Here is an 18,115-nt window from a genome sequence, read left to right as displayed (position 1 = left end):
AATTAACTAGTCTCTTAAATCTTTTTAATTGCAACACGGTTAGTGTGCTGTGGGTTGCCTTTAGCGACAGGGCTTGGCTGATAGCGGGTTAGCGTATTGATCGCGCCGCCTTCATCTATGATGTGACCCGTGCTGCCAACAGTGTTACCTGGCTTAAACCAGGCACCCTGACCCAACGCAAACACACCAGGTGCGACACGTGGAGTGATACGCACCTTAACGGCAATCGAGCCACGTTCGTTATACATCTCAATCTTATCGCCAGCGCTCAGACCGTTCTCTGCAGCATCCATTGGGTTCACCCAAACCGCATCTTCAACCGCTTCACGAAGCCAAGGCACGTTGTGATAGCTTGAGTGAGTACGACCCTTGGTGTGGTAACCCGCTAACTGAATTGGGTAATCAGTGCTGGTGTCTTCATCTTCATAACCATCCCAAGTCACTGTGTACTGAGGAATTGCTGTGATGGTGTCACCCTTAACGTCAGTCGTAAGCTCTTGATCCCAGTTAGCTGCTCGCCATGCAAGCTCGGCAGAGTAGATCTCAATCTTGCCACTTGGGGTCGACAGTGCTTTACCGCCATTGATATAACTTTTAAGCGCAACATGGTTGTCGTTCATGTTTTTACGGAAGAAGCCAATCTCTTGTGCTTCTTTGTAAGTCGCCGGGAAGGCTGGCACGACGCCTAAGTTAGTGCTGCTGTCTTTGGTCTTCTGGTATAACTCTTCGAGCCACTGCTCTTCAGTTTTACCTTCGGTGAATTCAGCTTCACAACCCATGTACTTAGCAATCAGTGCTGATGCTTCATACATAGACTTACAGTCCCACATAGGTTCAATCGCCGACTTCATCGCCGTGATGTAACCCAGTGCACCGGAGGCATAGCTGTCGTTAACTAAGTCATTTGATTCTAACCAGCTGGTATCGGGCAAGATGATATCGGCAAACTTAGCCCCTGGAGTCATCCAGCAATCACAGCTGACAATCAGCTCAACACCCGTTTCATCTTCTAAGATCTTAGCGGTGTTGTTGATCTCGGCATGTTGGTTCAGCAGCGAGCTGTCTGACGCAGAGATGATGACCTTGATATTGGTGCCCAGTGGCGTGTCCAAACCGTCGGTACCACGAACGCCGTGGCTGCGTGCAGTCATGGTTTCGCCGTTATGAATAGCTTCAGACCAGGTAAAGAATGAGATGCTTTCTTTAACCGGGTTGCTACCCGTTGGAATACCGGCGCGGTACATTCCGCTCATGGATGGCAGTTCACCGTTCGATGCACCTAAGGTACCCAACTTACCCGTCAATACAGATAGCATGTAAAGCGCGCGCATGCTTTGTTCACCATTGGCCTGACGGTTAACACCGGCGCCAACGACGATATAGGGGGCTTTAGCATTTTGTAGGTCGGTCGCAATTTGCTCAAGCTGCGCAGCCGGAATACCGGTAATTTTTTCGGCCCACTCAGACGTCTTCAACGGCTGATCGGCGTAGACGCCCTGGCTTAAGATGTAATCACGGTAGTTTTCCTCCGGCTTCATCACCTTAGCGTATTCTTGCTTGGTGGCATCGCCGCTATTTGCAAAAAGTTCTTTTTGCGCAGTAATAGAGGCAGCGTCGAAACCTACGGCATACTTGTTGATAAAGCTGAGTGAGTTCTGGTCGACCCAACCAGAGCTGATCATCTGATAAGCGATGGCTTCAGCAAAGGCCGCATCGGTACCCGGGCGGATAGGCAACCACTTAGACTCTTTACCTAACATAGAGTCAGTGTAGCGAGGATCGATCATCACGACTTTCAGGCCGTTGCTCTTTTGCAGTGCCTTCAGGTAGTCATAACCTTCACCCGAACCCGACTGACGAATTTCGCTTGGGTTATAAGCCACACCCAACAGGAAGTCACTGTTTGCCAGAGTCACCGTCGATGACCCCGAAGTACTACCGGTACCGAAGGTATGCTTAGCCGCTTCCATCTGCTGTGCCCAAGAGTAGTTACCATAGGCATTCAGGCAGCCACCGTTTAAGTTAAACAGACGGTTAAAACAGGCGTTAGAAGCGAAACCATAGTAAGCCCCAGAGCCATAGCTACGGAAGATAGCCTTGTTGCCATGCTCGGCAATCACAGACGTTAGCTTAGTACCGATAGTTTTTGCCGCTTCATCCCAGCTGATAGGCACAAACTTACCTTCACCACGCTTACCAACACGCTTCATCGGTGTTTTTAAGCGATCGACGGCATAGGTGCGCTGGCGTAGTGAACGACCACGGGCACAGGCGCGCACTTGGTAAACATCATCGCCATCGGCAACGTCGTGATCGGTTTCAACGCGTGTAATAACACCATCACGGCTAAACACTTTAACCGGGCAGTTAGAGCCACAGTTAACCAGACAAGATGACCAGGTTATTTGCTCTTCACCGACAGGTGGCTGTGGTGGTACAACATTGGCATCATCTGAACTGGTTTTACAACCTGTTACGCTTGCTGCACAACCCATGGCTGCACTCATTTTTAAGAAACTTCTGCGTTCCATTAATATTTCCTCTTGCGATTTTCCGCACTGCGCCTTAGCGCAACAAATAGCTAAACGACAACATCACTTCGTGCGCGTTATAGTCATGGTTAAGCTCACCTAACGTGGTTAGCCCCGGCACAGCATTCGTCGCGACTTGAGCCGCATCTGTGTCGTAATAACGTTCATATTGATAACTCAGCTTCAATGCCATCTGTTTGCTCAAGGCATAATCGGCATACATACGCACGCTGTGGTTATAGGAGAAGTAATCACCGTATGGCTGGCTACCATTGGTCGTAACCAGGGTCCCCCCGACCGAGGTGTCACTGATTGAATTACTGAACAGGTAATCACCGCCTAAGGTGAGTTTGTCCTGCATCAGACCGCCATAGCTAAAACCGGCACCGATATTGATAAACTCATCTTCGATATCGGCGTTCCAGTCCGGGCTACTGAAACTCTGGCTACCGGCTTGTGCCGAGTTAATCCACTGCTGACCAGCAAAACCGTAGGCCGACAGATGCTTACTGAACTGCAGGCTCAGATTGACGTCATAGCCGAAGTCTTCCGATTCTGTCAGGCCTATCTCGGTGGCGTCATAGTCGTCTTTGGCATAACGCCCGGTAACATCGATACTCATCCAGGACAGAGGCGAGTGATTAACCTTAAGCTCAACGGCATTACGTTTACGATCCGCAAGATAGTACTTGCGCATCAAGGCGTTCTCTTGTGAAGAGGTGACCTCGTCAACTTCATAATCCGAACCACCTCGATTGCCGTGGCTGGCTTTAAGATTGACCTTGAACGTGTCGAAGGCACTCACATTAAATTTGGCCCACAGGCTATCTTCATTGGTCTGCTCACGTTCGCTATAGCTACGGTCGACCTCTTTCCTGTCATAACCGGCTTGCAGACGGTAACCACTGGCAATGCGGTAACTGGCATTGACCTTATAGGTGTTGCGCTCGATATCCTGGGGCACATTTTGCTTAAATGAGCCGCTTAAGCCGTTGTAACTGTACTGGGTAAATTCCCACACAGAGCTCTTGTTATCGCGTTTGCTGTAATCGACGCTACCACCTAAACGCAGGCGATTGCTCAACATGGAGGTCACCGCAAAACGACCATCTAAGGTATCTATCTGCCCATCCCAGCTTTGCAGCGGATTACCACTCATCTGGATAAGCGCGTCATCCTGGATCATTCGTCCCGTCACGAGACGGCCACTCATCACGGTACGATTAAACTGGTACTGACCCGAGAGTGACACCTGATGAGCCTCATTATCCGGCGTTGCAGAATAGACATCATTCATATGAGGCAGGCTCAGGTCTTTGATGTTATTGCCGTAATAACTACCGAAATAGCTCAACTCAGTTAACCAGTTATCGCCGGCTAACGATGCGCCTGCATCGAGCTGCTTAGTGGTAGCATCGACAGGCAAACCGAAGTTGACCGGACTTGGCGCGACCAGGCTGCTCGATTGATGACCCGTTTTCTCTTCCTGACTATAGCGGATGAAGGTGTTATAAAACCCCTCTCCATAATTGAAGCCTATCGCCGACTTCTCGCGCTTTAGCGCCAGATCAAACTCATTGGTGTAGCTGCTGGGGGTTAACATCCCATCGTCATGCCAAAGCTGACTCTGCACATCGCCCGCCTGATAACTCTTAAGCGATTGATAATCCAGCTCCAGCTCGTAGAGGCCAGACTTTCCCACCTTGATATTGGCAAAGCCATTATCCATGCCCAACTGGTGAGCTTGAATTTGTGCCCGGTACCCGGTCTCATTTTGATAACGGATATCACCACTCACGGCGGCGATGGCGCCATCTTCGGCACTTCCCAGCGCGTTCCCCGCATGGATATCGTCCACTGAGTTGTAACCCGCCGAGACTGAGACCTCACCAATATATCCATTGGTCGAGACACAACGTTTGCACTGGTACTTATCCATATTGATCGAGTCAGTATTGGCGTTACCGACACCGAAGTTTGTAGCCATCGCCGAGCCAGAAACAGCCAGGAGCGACACCGTGATGATATTGAGTTTAAATCCCATGATATTGCTCCCTATTAACGCTGCAGCAAGCTGCCTGACGGATGGTTAGAACCGTGGATCTTGCTGTGACAATTCAAGCAACTCTTACCACCGCCGAAGGCATCCATTCCCGGTTCCTGCACCACTCGACTGGCATGACCGTCGGGTGCATGACACTGTTGACAGAGTTGAGGCGCACGGCTTTTCAGCATGCCTTCATTGACGCTGCCATGAGGGTTATGACAGGTGACACAGTTCTCTGTGACCGGTGCGTGTTCCCACAAAACCGGACCACGTTTTTCACTGTGACATGAATAGCAGGTGTCATTAATCGTCGGCTTATTCAGAGCGCTTTCACTCATAGAACCATGAGGAGAGTGACAATCGATACAGGTCATCTGGTCCCATTTCAAAGGATGAGATGAGCGCTTATTCATATCGGCTTTTTCTTTGGTATGGCACGAGCTACAGGTGTCATTCACACTGAGCTTGTCCAGAGCGGGGTCTTTGGCGCTGTGCAGAGTATGACAGTCGGCACATGCCACCTCTTCAAGGTTATGGGTACTGCTGTGCCACGCCATCTGTTTAGGGTCGTTATGACACCCCTGACAAACACTGTTTTGCGCGGAGGCCGACAGCTTGCTGTCTGTACCGAAGGCGATCATCGGCTCCTTGCCGCCCCTGTTATGCTTCCCTTGAGGACCATGACAGGCTTCACATTGCAGGCCCGCCATTGGCGACTGCTTACTGTTCATCATGCCGTGGGTACCATCGAAAATAGCCATCACGGCTTCATCTTTACGGTGACACATCAAGCAGGAGTCGGCGCCTTTCGATGAGTATTCACCAGCCGAGAATTTTTCAGCTAACTTTTGTTCAAGTTGTTCACCGGTGAGATTTTGCCAGGGAACGGCATGTGCACTTAGGGATAAACACAAGACAGTGATCACCCCACATAATAAGTTGTAGAAAACGCGATAAATCATTAACTCGACCTTACATAAATAATAAACCAAGCTATTAACCGCAATAAAACAATTAATAACATTCAGCTCAGATATAAATATTTTAAGGTAATTAAATATAAAACTTCATTTGTTAAAAACAATTAAATAAAACTGAGAGGCAATTAATAAATACAGGGAACCTGTGATGTAGCGCGCTACCAGTTGATAATAGCTATCATTACCAACCACAACATATGCAAGAGTAAGCCACTGAAAAACGAAGAAAAAGAAAAATGCACTAGGTTACAATGGTTACCGTTTGTTAAAGCCTGCACCGGGGCTTGTTAACTGTCGGTTTTAGCCTAAAAACTGCAGATATGATGGAGTTCAAAATAATGAGATTTTGTTGTAATGCATTAAAAAACAGCATAAAACAAGGAGCCTCTATCAGAGTCATAGAAAATATATTTATGTGTCCCGCCCCGCAACAAGCAATATGTATAAAGTGATCTACAACTCAAATAGTATAATGAAAAACTACTTAAGAAATTTATTTAACAACAATAAAATGTAATAAAAGTTCACTTGTTAATTAAGCTGCCTATATTAAGCGTCACAATTTTAGAGTCATAAAAATATGATGCATTTTAAATGTAAGTTTAAACAGTGTTTATCGTGACAAAATATAAAACAGAACGTTCTAGTTTTACCCTAGAGACAGTTATCAAGCATCTCCCGTTAAAAAATACTCCTTTAAAGTGAATCGGGGTACACTATCAGCATCAAACAACGGGTACTAATCCATGCAAATCGACAAGACAGCAGAGCTAAATCTATTATGGGGCACTCTTATACTCGAGGAGCTCTCTCGCCTAGGGGTTCAACATGTGTGTATGGCTCCTGGCTCACGCTCGACACCTTTAACTCTCGCCGCCGCAAAACAATCTAAGCTTAAACAGCATCTGCATTTCGATGAGCGCGGGCTTGGATTTATGGCACTGGGTCTTGCAAAAACAAGCCATGCTCCGGTGGCAATTATCACGACCTCCGGGACCGCTGTCGCGAATCTCTATCCGGCGATAATCGAGGCCTGGCTAACGCAAGTACCTTTGGTAGTCTTGTCCGGAGACAGACCCCCGGAACTGATCGATTGCGGTGCCAATCAGGCCATCATTCAACCGGCGCTCTTTGCACAATATGCCAAGCAGATTAATCTGCCCACACCGGATATAGCTATCCGGCCGGAGGCGCTGCTCACCATGTTAGATGAAGCTATCAGCAATCAAAGCCTGCCCGTTCATATTAATTGCATGTTTCGTGAGCCACTTTACCCATCGACCATGAGTGCCGACTTTACCCAGTACCTGAGTACACTGGGTAATTGGCAGCATACGACGTCCCCTTTTAATCAATACGGTAAAACGTCACAGCACAGCCTGCCAACCCAAGACTCATTGGCCCGCTTTGTTCATGGAAAAGGCGTGATCATTGCCGGCACTCTTTCGCCACAAGAGTCGCCGGAAATCCTTGTAGAGCTATCACAGAAACTGGGTTGGCCACTACTCACCGATGCTCAATCTCAGCTTAGACAGCATTCCGGTGTCATTGGTAATGTGGATCAACTCCTACACCAACCCAAAGCCAGGGCTTTGCTGGCCCAGGCTGAATCTGTGCTGGTATTTGGCGGACGCCTGCTCTCAAAACGCCTGATTAACTTCTTAAGCGAACAGAAATGGAAGCGCTATTGGCAGGTATTACCCCAACAGATGAGATTAGACCCAAGCCACAGTGCTAAGCAGGTATGGCACTCGAGTGTAGCCGCCTTCGCTTCACAAGCCTGGCCGCGATCATCCGACGCCAACTGGGCACTGCAACTCATCCAGTTTAATGACGGGCTTGAGACGCTGTTTCAACAGCAGATCGATAATGCCGAGTTTGGTGAGGCGATGGTCGTCCGTGCAATAGCTAAAGCACAAAATCGCCAAAGCCAACTCTTTATCGGAAATAGCCTGCCGGTACGCTTATATGACATGTATGCTCCGATCACTCCTGACTATCCCCGCACCTATACCAATCGCGGCGCCTCGGGCATCGATGGCCTGCTCGCCACCGCTTGCGGTGTCGCTAAGCATGAAGGGAAAGCCACCACCTTACTCATAGGCGATATATCTCAGTTACACGACCTCAACTCTCTGGCCATTGCCCGAACGATTGAGAGCCCTTTTGTCATCGTCATATTGAATAATGATGGCGGTAATATCTTTAACTTACTTCCGGTCCCCGACGAGAAGCTCAGGAGTGATTATTACCGTCTGGCCCATGGGCTGGAGTTTGGCTATGGCGCGGCTATGTTCGGCCTGGCCTACAACCGGGTCGATGACTTCGAGAGTTTCAACGAAGCCTATCAAGAGGCTATCGCCTTTCAGGGTCCTTCGGTGATTGAGGTTTCGGTCGCCCAACATCAAGCGAGTGAGCAGATCGCCAGCATTGCCACCTGGGTAAAACAAAGCTGATGTTGGCCCTGTCATGTCATGGAGATAGCCGAAAGCCCGCACTGGTGATGCTGCATGGTTTTCTTGGCAGTAAAAACGATTGGGACACGCTTATTTCGGATTTACTCCCGCATTTCTACTGTATCTGCATCGATCTTCCCGGCCATGGGCAGAGCCCTGTACTAGCGCCGGGTTCATCAGCATTTGAGCGGGTCGCAGATGCGATTCAGACTACGCTAAACAGCTTATCCATAGAAAGGTACCACCTGTTAGGCTACTCGTTAGGCGGACGTATCGCGCTGCATGTGGCACAGGCATACCCGGACAATTTGCTCAGCCTGAGCCTGGAATCATCCCATCCCGGCCTGCAGACGCTAGCAGAGAGGCAGGTGAGAGCCCGTAACGACCATAGCTGGAGCGAGAAACTCTCATCTGTCCCCATCGAGTCTTTTCTCTCACAGTGGTACCAGCAGGGAGTATTTGCCGAACTGACGGAGTCGAAGCGCCAGGCCTTGATCCTCAAGCGCAGCAACAACAGCTCGGAAGCCCTGCTCACTGTTTTTGAGTCAACCTCTCTCGCTAAGCAGGAAGACTTGTGGCAACTACCGGGTCAACTGCAGCTGCCCTGTCATTATTTCGTGGGTAAGGATGACAGTAAATTTTCGGCATTGGCATCGCGGTGGGCGAGTCTGGCAGATATACAGGTTCATGAAATTGCCGATGCCGGTCATAACGTACACCTGGCATCTCCGACACTCTTCTGTCGACAGCTTATTAAACACTTAATCGAGGATGCTCAATGATCATCTCAGCGCTTCACCTTTATCAATATCAGATCCCTTTAGACAAGTTACTGCCGGTCGGTAGCCAGCGCATCGATGTCCGCAGAGGCTTAGTATTAAAAGTTGAAGTCATAGATGAGACAGGAGAGACCCTCACCGAGCAAGTTGAGATCGCGCCACTGTCAGGAATAGACATCGATGGCAATCCACTGCACGGTTTCAGCAAGGAAAGCCTTACTCAGGTGAGCGAAAAGCTGGAGAGCCTGTTAGAACGGTTAGTTCAAAAACCAATAGATAACTTATTAGATATCGCCGATATTGAATATCTCCCATCCCTAGCCTTCGGTCTGAGTTTGATGCACGCCAAGCTCAAAGGACAACTCAACGGACACACGATATCGCTTAATGAGGACCTGAGGACAATTCCTCTGCTCTACCGTAACAGTGATGAGTCGATAAACGCACTGCGTCAACGCGTCGGTGACTTACCTGCCGATATGCATGCCGCCAAGGTCAAAGTTTCGCAAACCTCACTGGAAGAGGAGGTTCAGCTCATCCATCAGATATTAGCTATCAGGCCAGATCTAAAACTCAGGTTAGACGCAAACCGAGGCTTCAGCCTGGAGCAAGCCATAGATTTTGCCGCTTGCTTACCCCTTGCCTCTATCGAATATATCGAGGAGCCATGTCAAAGACCGAGTGACAACGCCGCTTTCTATGAGGCAATTGGCATGCCCTGGGCGTTAGATGAGAGCCTTAACGATCCTATATTTCAATTTGCCATGCAGCCGGGACTCACCGCGCTGGTCGTAAAGCCTATGCTGATTGGCAGTCTGGAGAAGTTACAAAAACTTCAAGCCGAAGCCGAGCATTCAGGAGTCAGGTTTATCTTAAGCTCCAGCCTGGAAGCCAGCTTAGGCATAGAGGCTCTCGCAAGGTTAAGCCAGATAATGATTCCCGATGAGATCCCGGGGCTCGATACCCTCACAGCCTTTAGCTGTGATCTATTAGTCGGCTCCGGGAAACCTCGCTGCCAATCATGGATCGATCTCACCTTAATCAAAAGCTGTTAGGAGCAAGCCTTGAAAGCGTTACTATCTCCGCTTCATCAGAGCGCCAGGCAACACCCCAACCAAACGGCACTGACCTATATTCAAGATGGGGTTAACCGACAGATTGACTACTCGACACTGAGTCAGAGAGTCATTGCGCTCGGCGAGCAGTTAATCGCAAAGGGGCTTGCTAAAGGTGACCGCCTTGCCTGTATCGATAACAACTCCGTCGAGTTAGTCATGCTTTACTGGGCCTGTATCGATCATCAGATCCTATTTTGCCCCCTATCACCCCGCTTTCCGGCAAGTCAGGTTTCGGCGCTCATTGAGTCACATCGGCTAAATTTTCTATGGACGGGAGAAGGCTTCACCGAATTGGCATCTGAGCTCTCAGTATCGAGGAGCGGCTCCGGCACTAACACTGTCACAGTCACTCCAAGGGCTATGACACTGAATTTCTCCTTAACAGCAGATAATACTCCGACTCCTATCGATCACTACGCACCCGCCAATATAATCCTGACCTCGGGAAGCAGTGGCCAACCTAAGGCCGCGGTTCACAGCCTTAGCAACCATAAGGCGAGCGCCGAGGGTTCGAGGAGCCTGATATCACTCGAGCCAGGTGATGTCTGGCTATTGTCACTGCCGCTTTTTCATATAGGTGGACTAGCCATTATCAATCGCTGTGCCTTCGTTGGGGCTACTGTGGTACTGCAAGACCGGGATGTAGGCCTTTCTATACAGATATCACGAGATCAGATCACTCACCTCTCTCTGGTCTCCACTCAGCTGGTACGCTTGCTAAAGGAAGATGCTGACAGCCTCAAAGGGGTAAAATCACTTCTTCTCGGCGGCGGAGCCATATCATCGTCTCTTCTGGGCCAATTGAACGCCCTCTCGATTAACAGCTTCACCAGTTATGGCATGACCGAGATGGCCTCTCAAGTCACCACGGGGCCAGCCAACAGTGATGGCAGCAGTGGTCGACTCTTGCCATCAAGAGAGCTGAAGATTATCGATGAGAAGATCTATGTGAAGGGGGAGACACTCTTCCTCGGCTATCTCGATGCGCAGGCCCAGACTCATGAGCAAAATAGTTGTGCAGATGACGTTTGCAAACTCATTCGCCCCACAGATGAGGATGGCTGGTTTTTTACCAAGGATAGAGGATATTGGGATGCAGCCGGCAAGCTTCATATTCTGGGACGCATCGATAATATGTTTATCTGTGGCGGGGAGAACCTGCAACCCGAAGAGGTGGAGGCCGCACTCAAACAGCATCCGGCTATCGAAGATGCCATCGTATTTGCTCAGGCAGATGAGGAGTTTGGTAACCTTCCCGCAGCAATAATAAAAGTGAGCCACTCCAAAAGTGCAAAGCCATCTTGTGATGAGCTAACTCAATTCCTCGCCGATAAGGTAGCCAGATTTAAGCGACCCAGAGTCTATTATACTTGGCCAAATATTGAATCGACCAGCCTGAAGGTATCGAGAAAGCAGGTTATAGAGGCAGTATTGAAGAAGGTTCTAGGTTCTAAAAGCTAAGACGGCGGCCTCGGCCTTTCGCTTCGCGGACGGCTCCGCCTATTCGACGGGCTTCACCCTATTGGGAAAAGGCTAGGTACAAGCCCACCTTAGCCCTAACAGCGTAGCGTCATCTCAGCCCTACCAGCGTAGCGTCATCTTAGCCCTACCAGCGTAGCATCATCTTAGCCCTACCAGCGCAGCGTCATCTTAGCCTTACCAGCGAAGCGTCATCTTAGCCTTACCAGCGAAGCGTCATCTTAGCCTTACCAGCGAAGCGTCATCTCAGCCTTACCAGCGAAGCGTCTTCTTAGCCCTACCAGCGTAGCGTCATCTCAGCCTTAGGCACAAACCCCCTCCATCGCTATCCCTGCGATCGGGGATAAGTATATCCATATACAAAAAAACCTGCCGTAGCAGGTTTTATTTATTCGATCTTAGAATGCAATTAGGCTTCCATTCGGCCTTTCAGCTTATTCATGGCATTCTTTTCCAGCTGCCTGATTCGCTCGGCTGATACCTGGTAAGTTGCAGCAAGCTCTTGCAGTGTCGTCTTATCTTCATTTAACCAACGCGCCTGCAGAATATGCTGACTACGCTCATCCAACGTCTTGATAGCGGACAGAAGGCGGGCCTGATTACTCGCTTCTAAATTATCATTTTCAACTTGAGATGCTAAATCCGACGAATGATCTTCCAGATAATGCATAGGCGCAAAATCGTGATCGTCATCGTTATCACTGGCAAGATCGAAAGCGGGATCCTGAGCTGCCATGCGTGACTCCATTTCGGTCACATCGGCTTTAGAAACACCCAGATTATCGGCAACCATACCGACCTCTTCATCGCTGAACCAACCCAGACGTTTTTTAGATTTACGCAGGTTAAAAAAGAGTTTACGTTGCGCTTTAGTGGTAGCGACTTTGACTATGCGCCAGTTTTTAAGCACATATTCATGAATTTCAGCTTTAATCCAGTGAACAGCAAAAGAGACAAGGCGGACACCGACATTGGGATCGAAGCGTTTTACGGCCTTCATCAAACCAATATTGCCTTCCTGGATAAGGTCCGCTTGTGGTAAGCCGTAACCGGAATACCCTTTAGCAACGTGCACGACAAAACGCAGGTGAGACATAATCAGCTGCTTCGCAGCCTGTAGGTCTCCCGTTTCTTGCAAACGCTTGGCTAACTCATACTCTTGCTCTGGCTGCAACATCGAGATGTTGTGGGCCGAGTGAACATAAGCTTCCAGGCTACCGCTTCCGTGGGGAACAGTCAGTGCCATTGATTGCGTTTGATTAGTCATTCACGCTCCTACTCTTACAAATACTTTAAAATTCTAGCTGCTAACAATTAGCTCTTTAGCAAAATTTTTTACCCGTCTTACAACAAGACACTGTTTATAGTAAAAAACTTCCAACAAGATTAATTAAATCTCATTTGTCGCCTTAAAATCGATTAAGGACAAGCTGACGAACTATCGGCGATCTGACAAGTTATGTCAACCTTGGACCTGCATCGACGGGTTATTTTTGCCCTATCACGGTTAACAAAGCAAATGAAAGTTAGTTCATGAAGGCTCTATCGCCCTGAGGTGTTGACGTACCGAGAGGTAAGATCCCAGCCAACCTAGAAATGAGGCCAGGCCGACTAACTGACCAAGCTCTACGAGAGTCAAAGACTGCATCTCTAACTGACTCCCATACAAGCCCAGCAATTCGGCCAATGCGCTATCGAGATACCAGACTAACAGGTTAATGATTATCCATGCCAGAACACCACCTATTATTCCATACCAGATCCCGGTATAGAGGAAGGGTCTCTGAATAAAGGCTTCGGTCGCACCGACGAGTTTCATCACCTCGATCTCGGTGCGGCGATTCATGATAGCTAAGCGAATCGTATTGCCTATCACCAGTACCACCGCTAACACTAAGAGTGCCGCAATGGCGAGTACCGTTCGCTCCAGTAGCCTCACGACCGCCTGAAGTCGCTCCAACCACTCGATATCGAGTCGACCAAAACTGACTTCGGGTTCCATTTCCAGTTTCTTAAGTAATTCGCGCGCCCCGACCGGGCTTGAATATTTAAGGCTTGGAGTCACTGTGACGACCGCAGGGAGCGGATTAGTATCTAAATAGGAAAGAGCTTCGCCAAACCCGGATAAGCGTTGAAACTCTTCGAGGGCCTGAGCCCGGTTAATATAGTTAACCTCGCTCACTTCAGGGTAAACTTTAATGCGAGTGATCAAGCTCTGAATCGTTCTTTCACTTCGTCCTTCATCAACAAAAAGTGAAATTTCAGCCGCGCTATTCCATGATTGGGTGATGGTCTCTGCATTCTTAACCAGTACCTGCAGCGCTGCAGGTAGGCTCAAGCTAACCCCAAGCACGGCCATGGTCATAAGAGAGGATACCGGGTTACGCCACAACTCACCCATACTGCCCATAGCGTGTTGGATATGACGAATAAAGAACATCACAATACGACCCGAAATAGGCAATTTGCTTCTGGTTAACTGAGGTTTATTGCTCATCGTTATCCCTTTACCCCATCAGCCGAAGACATCAGCTCTTCGCCACCCAGCACATGTCCCTGTTTCAAAGTCAGTGTACGATATTTCATGCGTGCGATAAGTCCCAAATCATGGGTCGCAATCAGTACTGTGGTGCCTGAGTCATTAAAGGTTTCAAATAACCGTAGGATATCCATAGACAACTTAGGATCTAAGTTACCCGTAGGTTCATCGGCCAACAATAACGGCGGCTTATTAACGATTGCACGTGCAATGCCCACACGCTGCTGTTCACCACCAGACAACATGATGGGACTATGGCGCTCTTTGCCATAGAGTCCCACCATATCCAATGCGGCCAAGACCCTTTTTTTTATCTCACCATGGGAAAAACCTTCGATCACCAAAGGCAGGGCGACATTATCGAAAACACTCTTTTCCATCAACAGATGATGACTCTGGAAAATCATCCCAATGTCACGCCTTAAAAATGGAACATCCGAGCGTGAAAGCTTTGCAATATCATGTCCGTTAATTAACACACGCCCGGCATTAGCGCGTTCGATCACTGTGATTAATTTAAGCAATGTACTTTTACCTGCGCCGGAGTGACCCGTTAAAAAGGCCATCTCGCCGCGCTTTAGGTGAAAGTTAACATCTGACAAGGCTTTCTGCCCACCAGGATAAACCTTACTTACCTGCTCAAATCGAATCATCTATTTCTCATTCTTTTTTGAAAAGAGCCCTACGACTTATTCTCATCACTCTCTTGAGTAAAAAGCGCATCGACAAAATCTTTGGCATCGAAGGTGCGTAGATCATCGATCTGCTCACCGACACCGATATGACGGATAGGAATACCGAACTTATCGGCAATAGCAAAAATCACACCGCCTTTAGCAGTACCATCAAGCTTACTGATTGTGATGCCGGTAACACCAACCGCTTTTTTAAATAACTCTGCCTGACTAATTGCATTTTGGCCAGTGCTCGCATCTAAGGTCAACATAACCTCATGGGGCGCGGACTCATCTTGCTTCTTCATCACTCGGATAACCTTCTTCAGCTCATCCATCAGATGTGCCTTATTCTGAAGTCGACCCGCGGTATCGGCGATCAAAATATCAATATTACGAGCACGAGCCGCCTGAAGTGCATCAAACAACACCGATGCACTATCGGCACCAGTATGTTGTGCCACGACAGGAATGTCATTTCGCTGTCCCCACACCTGTAACTGCTCAACCGCAGCCGCACGGAAGGTATCACCGGCAGCCAGCATTACGGACTTACCTTGCGCCTGATATTGCTTAGCCAGTTTACCAATTGTCGTCGTTTTTCCGACCCCATTCACACCGACCATCAGGATAACAAAAGGTCCGTCGGCACTTTCAGGAACGAGTGGGATTGAGACAGGCTCTAATGTCTTTTGCATCTCATCACGCAAAATTTCATATAAAGCTTCACCATCTTTTAACTGTTTACGACTAGCTTGCTCGGTCAGACTATCGATTAACCGTGTTGTTGTTTCAACACCGACATCCGCAATAAGCAACTGTTCTTCAAGCTCTTCGAAAAGATCATCATCGATCTTCTTACCGCTAAACAGGCTAACGAACCCGCTACCGATATTTTCACTCGTGCGTTTAAGACCTCGCTTAAGGCGAGCGAAAAAGCCCTCTTTGGTGGGTTTTTCCTGAGGCTCTGGTTGTTTTTCGGTTTCTTGCTCTGCCGCCACTTGTTCAGCGTCCAGCTCGGCTTGCTTTGCCTGCTCTTCGGCAAGTGCCGCAGCCTCTGTCTCGATACGTGCCTGCTCGGCTTGCTTAGCTTGCTCTTCGGCCAATGCCGCAGCCTCTGCCTCGATACGTGCCAGCTCGGCTTGCTTAGCTTGCTCTTCGGCCAATGCCGCAGCTTCTGCCTCGATACGTGCCTGCTCGGCTTGCTTAGCCTGCTCTTCGGCAAGTGCTGCAGCTTCAGCCTCGATACGTGCCTGCTCGGCTTGCTTAGCCTGCTCTTCGGCAAGTGCTGCAGCTTCAGCCTCGATACGTGCCTGCTCGGCTTGCTTAGCCTGCTCTTCGGCAAGTGCGAGAGCTTCAGCCTCAATACGTGCCAGCTCGGCTTGCTTAGCCTGCTCTTCGGCAAGTGCCAGAGCTTCTGCCTCGATACGAGCCTGCTCGGCCTGCTCTTCGGCAAGTGCTAGAGCTTCAGCCTCGATACGTGCCTGCTCGGCTTGCTTAGCCTGTTCTTCGGAAAGCGCCTCAGCTTCGACAGCATCTTGTGATTCAGTTACAACTTCTGCTTCTGGCGCACTAACTTCATCTTTCGACTTATCTTTGCGAAACCAGGAAAAAAAACCTTTCTTTGCCATGTGTAATACCAGTACTCAACTAACTGACTTAACTTTATAAACCGGAAGGCCTACGAACTCTTACGCAAACGAACTGTTAAGCAAAAGTTGAAGACCATCCTGTCATGCATTTTGTATGTTTATCTGACGACTCTATTCTGCCGCTATATCTTCCCGAGCTTAACCACTAGTGTTCCCAAAAAAGAGCTCACATAAGCTGAACTCATTTTTGGTGCACATTATAACCAGAAGGCTATTTATGACCAGAAAATAGGGCTAAATATGTAGAGGAACTAACCATTTCCGGCATTAGCTATTAGGTTTTCACCATTTAGCCCTGCTTTGAGTTAAAATAACTTCCTCAATCAAGCGAGACAGTCTACCACTTTCTCACTTCAGGAAAAATCGCAGTACTATTTACAATCAATAATTCGCCTAACAGGATTTCAGATGGCTAAAAATCGACCTTCCAGCGGTCAAGTTCGTATCATTGCCGGCCAATGGCGTTCCCGTCGTTTACCCATTCAGGATCTAGAAGGGTTAAGGCCTACAACGGATCGCGTCAGAGAGACCCTGTTCAACTGGCTGGCCGGAGATCTTACCGGGGCTCGCATACTCGACTGTTTCGGTGGCAGTGGGGCTTTATGTCTGGAGTCGCTATCTCGTTATGCGAGCTACGCCAAGGTGTTCGAGCTACAGGCAAGCGCGGCAGAGCAACTTAAAGATAACCTGAAAACACTCAAGTGCGACTCATCAACTGCTGAAGTAATTAAAGGTGACACCCTGAAGTTATTGGCGACCAAGCCAAGCGAAGGGTTCGATATTATCTACATCGACCCGCCATTTCGAAAAGGGTTAGCGGAAAAGACGATTCAGCTTATCGCAGGCAATGGTTGGCTCAATGAAAACGCGCAAATTTATGTCGAGACCGAAAGTGAAACGGCACAGCTAGCCGTGCCAAGCGATTGGGTTCAGCTAAAAGAGAAAAAAGCCGGACAAGTGATCTACCGCTTATATCAATATCAGCCTTAAGCTACGAGCTACGAGCTACGAGCTACGTAGATTAGCGCTACGCTTTGAGAATAGAGAAGCATATGAAATTTGTAATTACTACAGGTAAGGCTGTCACCCTATTTGCCTGGCTTTTGATGACATACAACCTGATCATGCCATTTGAAGGCAATATTGCCATCATTCTATATATACTGCTGGCAATCACCACATTTATGCACTGTTTTCAGGTCGTTATATTCCACACCATATTCAAATCACTACTCTCTTTAAAGAAAGGTGACTACTTCAGTGTCTTTATATTTGGGGCATTTAGCCTGTTGCAATATAGAAGTAAGGTAATGCAGAACTTAGGTAATGCGGAGACCAGGTAAGAGCACTTAGGCTCGAGGAAAGAGATAAGATCAAGTCATCTTGGTCTTACATTCAGCTAGTTGATGGGCAACAATCTCCTTCTCTCAATCGAAGAGTATCACCTTCCAAACAAGATCCACCGCCACACCGAAGCAGTCAGCCATCAAGCAGCCTCCCCTGACTCAGCTGATTTCAACCAAGTTAACTTTTTATAAAGCTCTAAGATTAGAAACGATTAAATCGAAGAGATAGATCAACAATGTAGGCACGGCTGTGACCGTCCGTGACAAGGCCGTTCTATGACATCCATGTCACCACGGCATTTGTGAATCCATTCACATCAGATGTCACGGCCGAGGCTATAGTGGACCTTTCTATTAATAGAGAGGGTGCCGTGTCACAGAAGTGCCTGCATAAAAGTACGCTACAGGCGATAGCTAACAATGAAGCAAGACAATACCTACCAGCTCTAAAATAGACACTAAGTATTTTGTCCCAAATACAAACCCACTCCTACGCCATCCGTGGCGTTCGCGG

At 48.5% G+C, this 18,115-nt stretch carries 13 protein-coding genes; 6 read left to right on the top strand and 7 right to left on the bottom strand.

All coding sequences use genetic code 11. The annotated features are described in order from the left end of the window. Window positions 1-14: 14 nt before the first annotated feature. From SSED_RS01170 to SSED_RS01160, 3 genes are read right to left on the bottom strand one after another with little or no spacing between them, the layout of a single operon-like run. A complete protein-coding gene (locus tag SSED_RS01170; RefSeq protein ID WP_012004368.1) occupies window positions 15-2,531 on the bottom strand; it encodes a DMSO/selenate family reductase complex A subunit in 2,517 nt (838 codons plus the stop codon). Window positions 2,532-2,565: 34 nt separating this feature from the next. Next, complete coding sequence (locus tag SSED_RS01165; protein ID WP_012004367.1) at window positions 2,566-4,575, bottom strand: MtrB/PioB family decaheme-associated outer membrane protein; 2,010 nt, start codon at window positions 4,573-4,575, stop codon at window positions 2,566-2,568. A gap of 14 nt (window positions 4,576-4,589) precedes the next feature. Beyond that, window positions 4,590-5,540, bottom strand: a complete 951-nt coding sequence (locus SSED_RS01160) for a DmsE family decaheme c-type cytochrome (protein WP_012004366.1) — start codon at window positions 5,538-5,540, stop codon at window positions 4,590-4,592. A gap of 764 nt (window positions 5,541-6,304) precedes the next feature. Between SSED_RS01160 and menD the strand changes: the two genes are divergently transcribed. The 4 genes from menD to menE are packed head-to-tail and all read left to right on the top strand — an operon-like array spanning window position 6,305 to window position 11,372. Beyond that, window positions 6,305-8,014: a 2-succinyl-5-enolpyruvyl-6-hydroxy-3-cyclohexene-1-carboxylic-acid synthase gene (gene menD, locus SSED_RS01155; RefSeq protein WP_012004365.1), complete on the top strand. Its 1,710-nt coding sequence runs from the start codon at window positions 6,305-6,307 to the stop codon at window positions 8,012-8,014. Next, complete coding sequence (gene menH / locus SSED_RS01150; RefSeq protein ID WP_012004364.1) at window positions 8,014-8,796, top strand: 2-succinyl-6-hydroxy-2,4-cyclohexadiene-1-carboxylate synthase; 783 nt, start codon at window positions 8,014-8,016, stop codon at window positions 8,794-8,796. The genes menD and menH overlap by 1 nt, the downstream gene beginning before the upstream one ends. Then, window positions 8,793-9,848, top strand: a complete 1,056-nt coding sequence (gene menC, locus SSED_RS01145) for an o-succinylbenzoate synthase (RefSeq protein WP_012004363.1) — start codon at window positions 8,793-8,795, stop codon at window positions 9,846-9,848. Before menH ends, menC begins: the two co-directional genes overlap by 4 nt. A gap of 9 nt (window positions 9,849-9,857) precedes the next feature. Continuing rightward, a complete protein-coding gene (gene menE, locus SSED_RS01140; RefSeq protein ID WP_012004362.1) occupies window positions 9,858-11,372 on the top strand; it encodes an o-succinylbenzoate--CoA ligase in 1,515 nt (504 codons plus the stop codon). A gap of 427 nt (window positions 11,373-11,799) precedes the next feature. Here the strand turns inward: menE and rpoH are convergent, their stop codons facing one another. The 4 genes from rpoH to ftsY form a co-directional block, all read right to left on the bottom strand. Then, window positions 11,800-12,657 carry an RNA polymerase sigma factor RpoH gene (gene rpoH, locus SSED_RS01135; RefSeq protein ID WP_012004361.1) on the bottom strand — a complete coding sequence of 286 codons (858 nt, stop codon included), beginning with the start codon at window positions 12,655-12,657 and terminating at the stop codon, window positions 11,800-11,802. A 264-nt stretch (window positions 12,658-12,921) separates the two neighbouring features. Further along, window positions 12,922-13,887 (bottom strand): permease-like cell division protein FtsX, encoded by a 966-nt coding sequence (ftsX, locus tag SSED_RS01130; RefSeq protein WP_012004360.1) that lies wholly within the window; start codon window positions 13,885-13,887, stop codon window positions 12,922-12,924. 2 nt (window positions 13,888-13,889) lie between these two features. Beyond that, on the bottom strand, window positions 13,890-14,582 hold the full coding sequence (gene ftsE / locus SSED_RS01125; RefSeq protein WP_012004359.1) for a cell division ATP-binding protein FtsE: 693 nt from the start codon (window positions 14,580-14,582) through the stop codon (window positions 13,890-13,892). Between the two features lie 29 nt (window positions 14,583-14,611). Beyond that, a complete protein-coding gene (ftsY, locus tag SSED_RS01120) occupies window positions 14,612-16,234 on the bottom strand; it encodes a signal recognition particle-docking protein FtsY (protein ID WP_012004358.1) in 1,623 nt (540 codons plus the stop codon). Window positions 16,235-16,663: 429 nt separating this feature from the next. Here ftsY and rsmD point away from each other — a divergent pair, with 429 nt between their 5' ends. Both rsmD and SSED_RS01110 read left to right on the top strand, forming a co-directional pair. After that, window positions 16,664-17,245, top strand: coding sequence for a 16S rRNA (guanine(966)-N(2))-methyltransferase RsmD (gene rsmD / locus SSED_RS01115; protein ID WP_012004357.1), 582 nt, complete (start codon window positions 16,664-16,666; stop codon window positions 17,243-17,245). Window positions 17,246-17,307: 62 nt separating this feature from the next. Beyond that, window positions 17,308-17,598, top strand: a complete 291-nt coding sequence (locus SSED_RS01110; protein ID WP_012004356.1) for a DUF1145 domain-containing protein — start codon at window positions 17,308-17,310, stop codon at window positions 17,596-17,598. Window positions 17,599-18,115: the final 517 nt, after the last annotated feature.

The sequence above is a fragment of the Shewanella sediminis HAW-EB3 genome, assembly GCF_000018025.1.
In the GTDB taxonomy this organism is placed as follows: Bacteria; Pseudomonadota; Gammaproteobacteria; order Enterobacterales; family Shewanellaceae; genus Shewanella; species Shewanella sediminis.
Note: the sequence above shows the minus strand (reverse complement) of the source record. Positions and strands in the feature narration are given on the sequence as shown.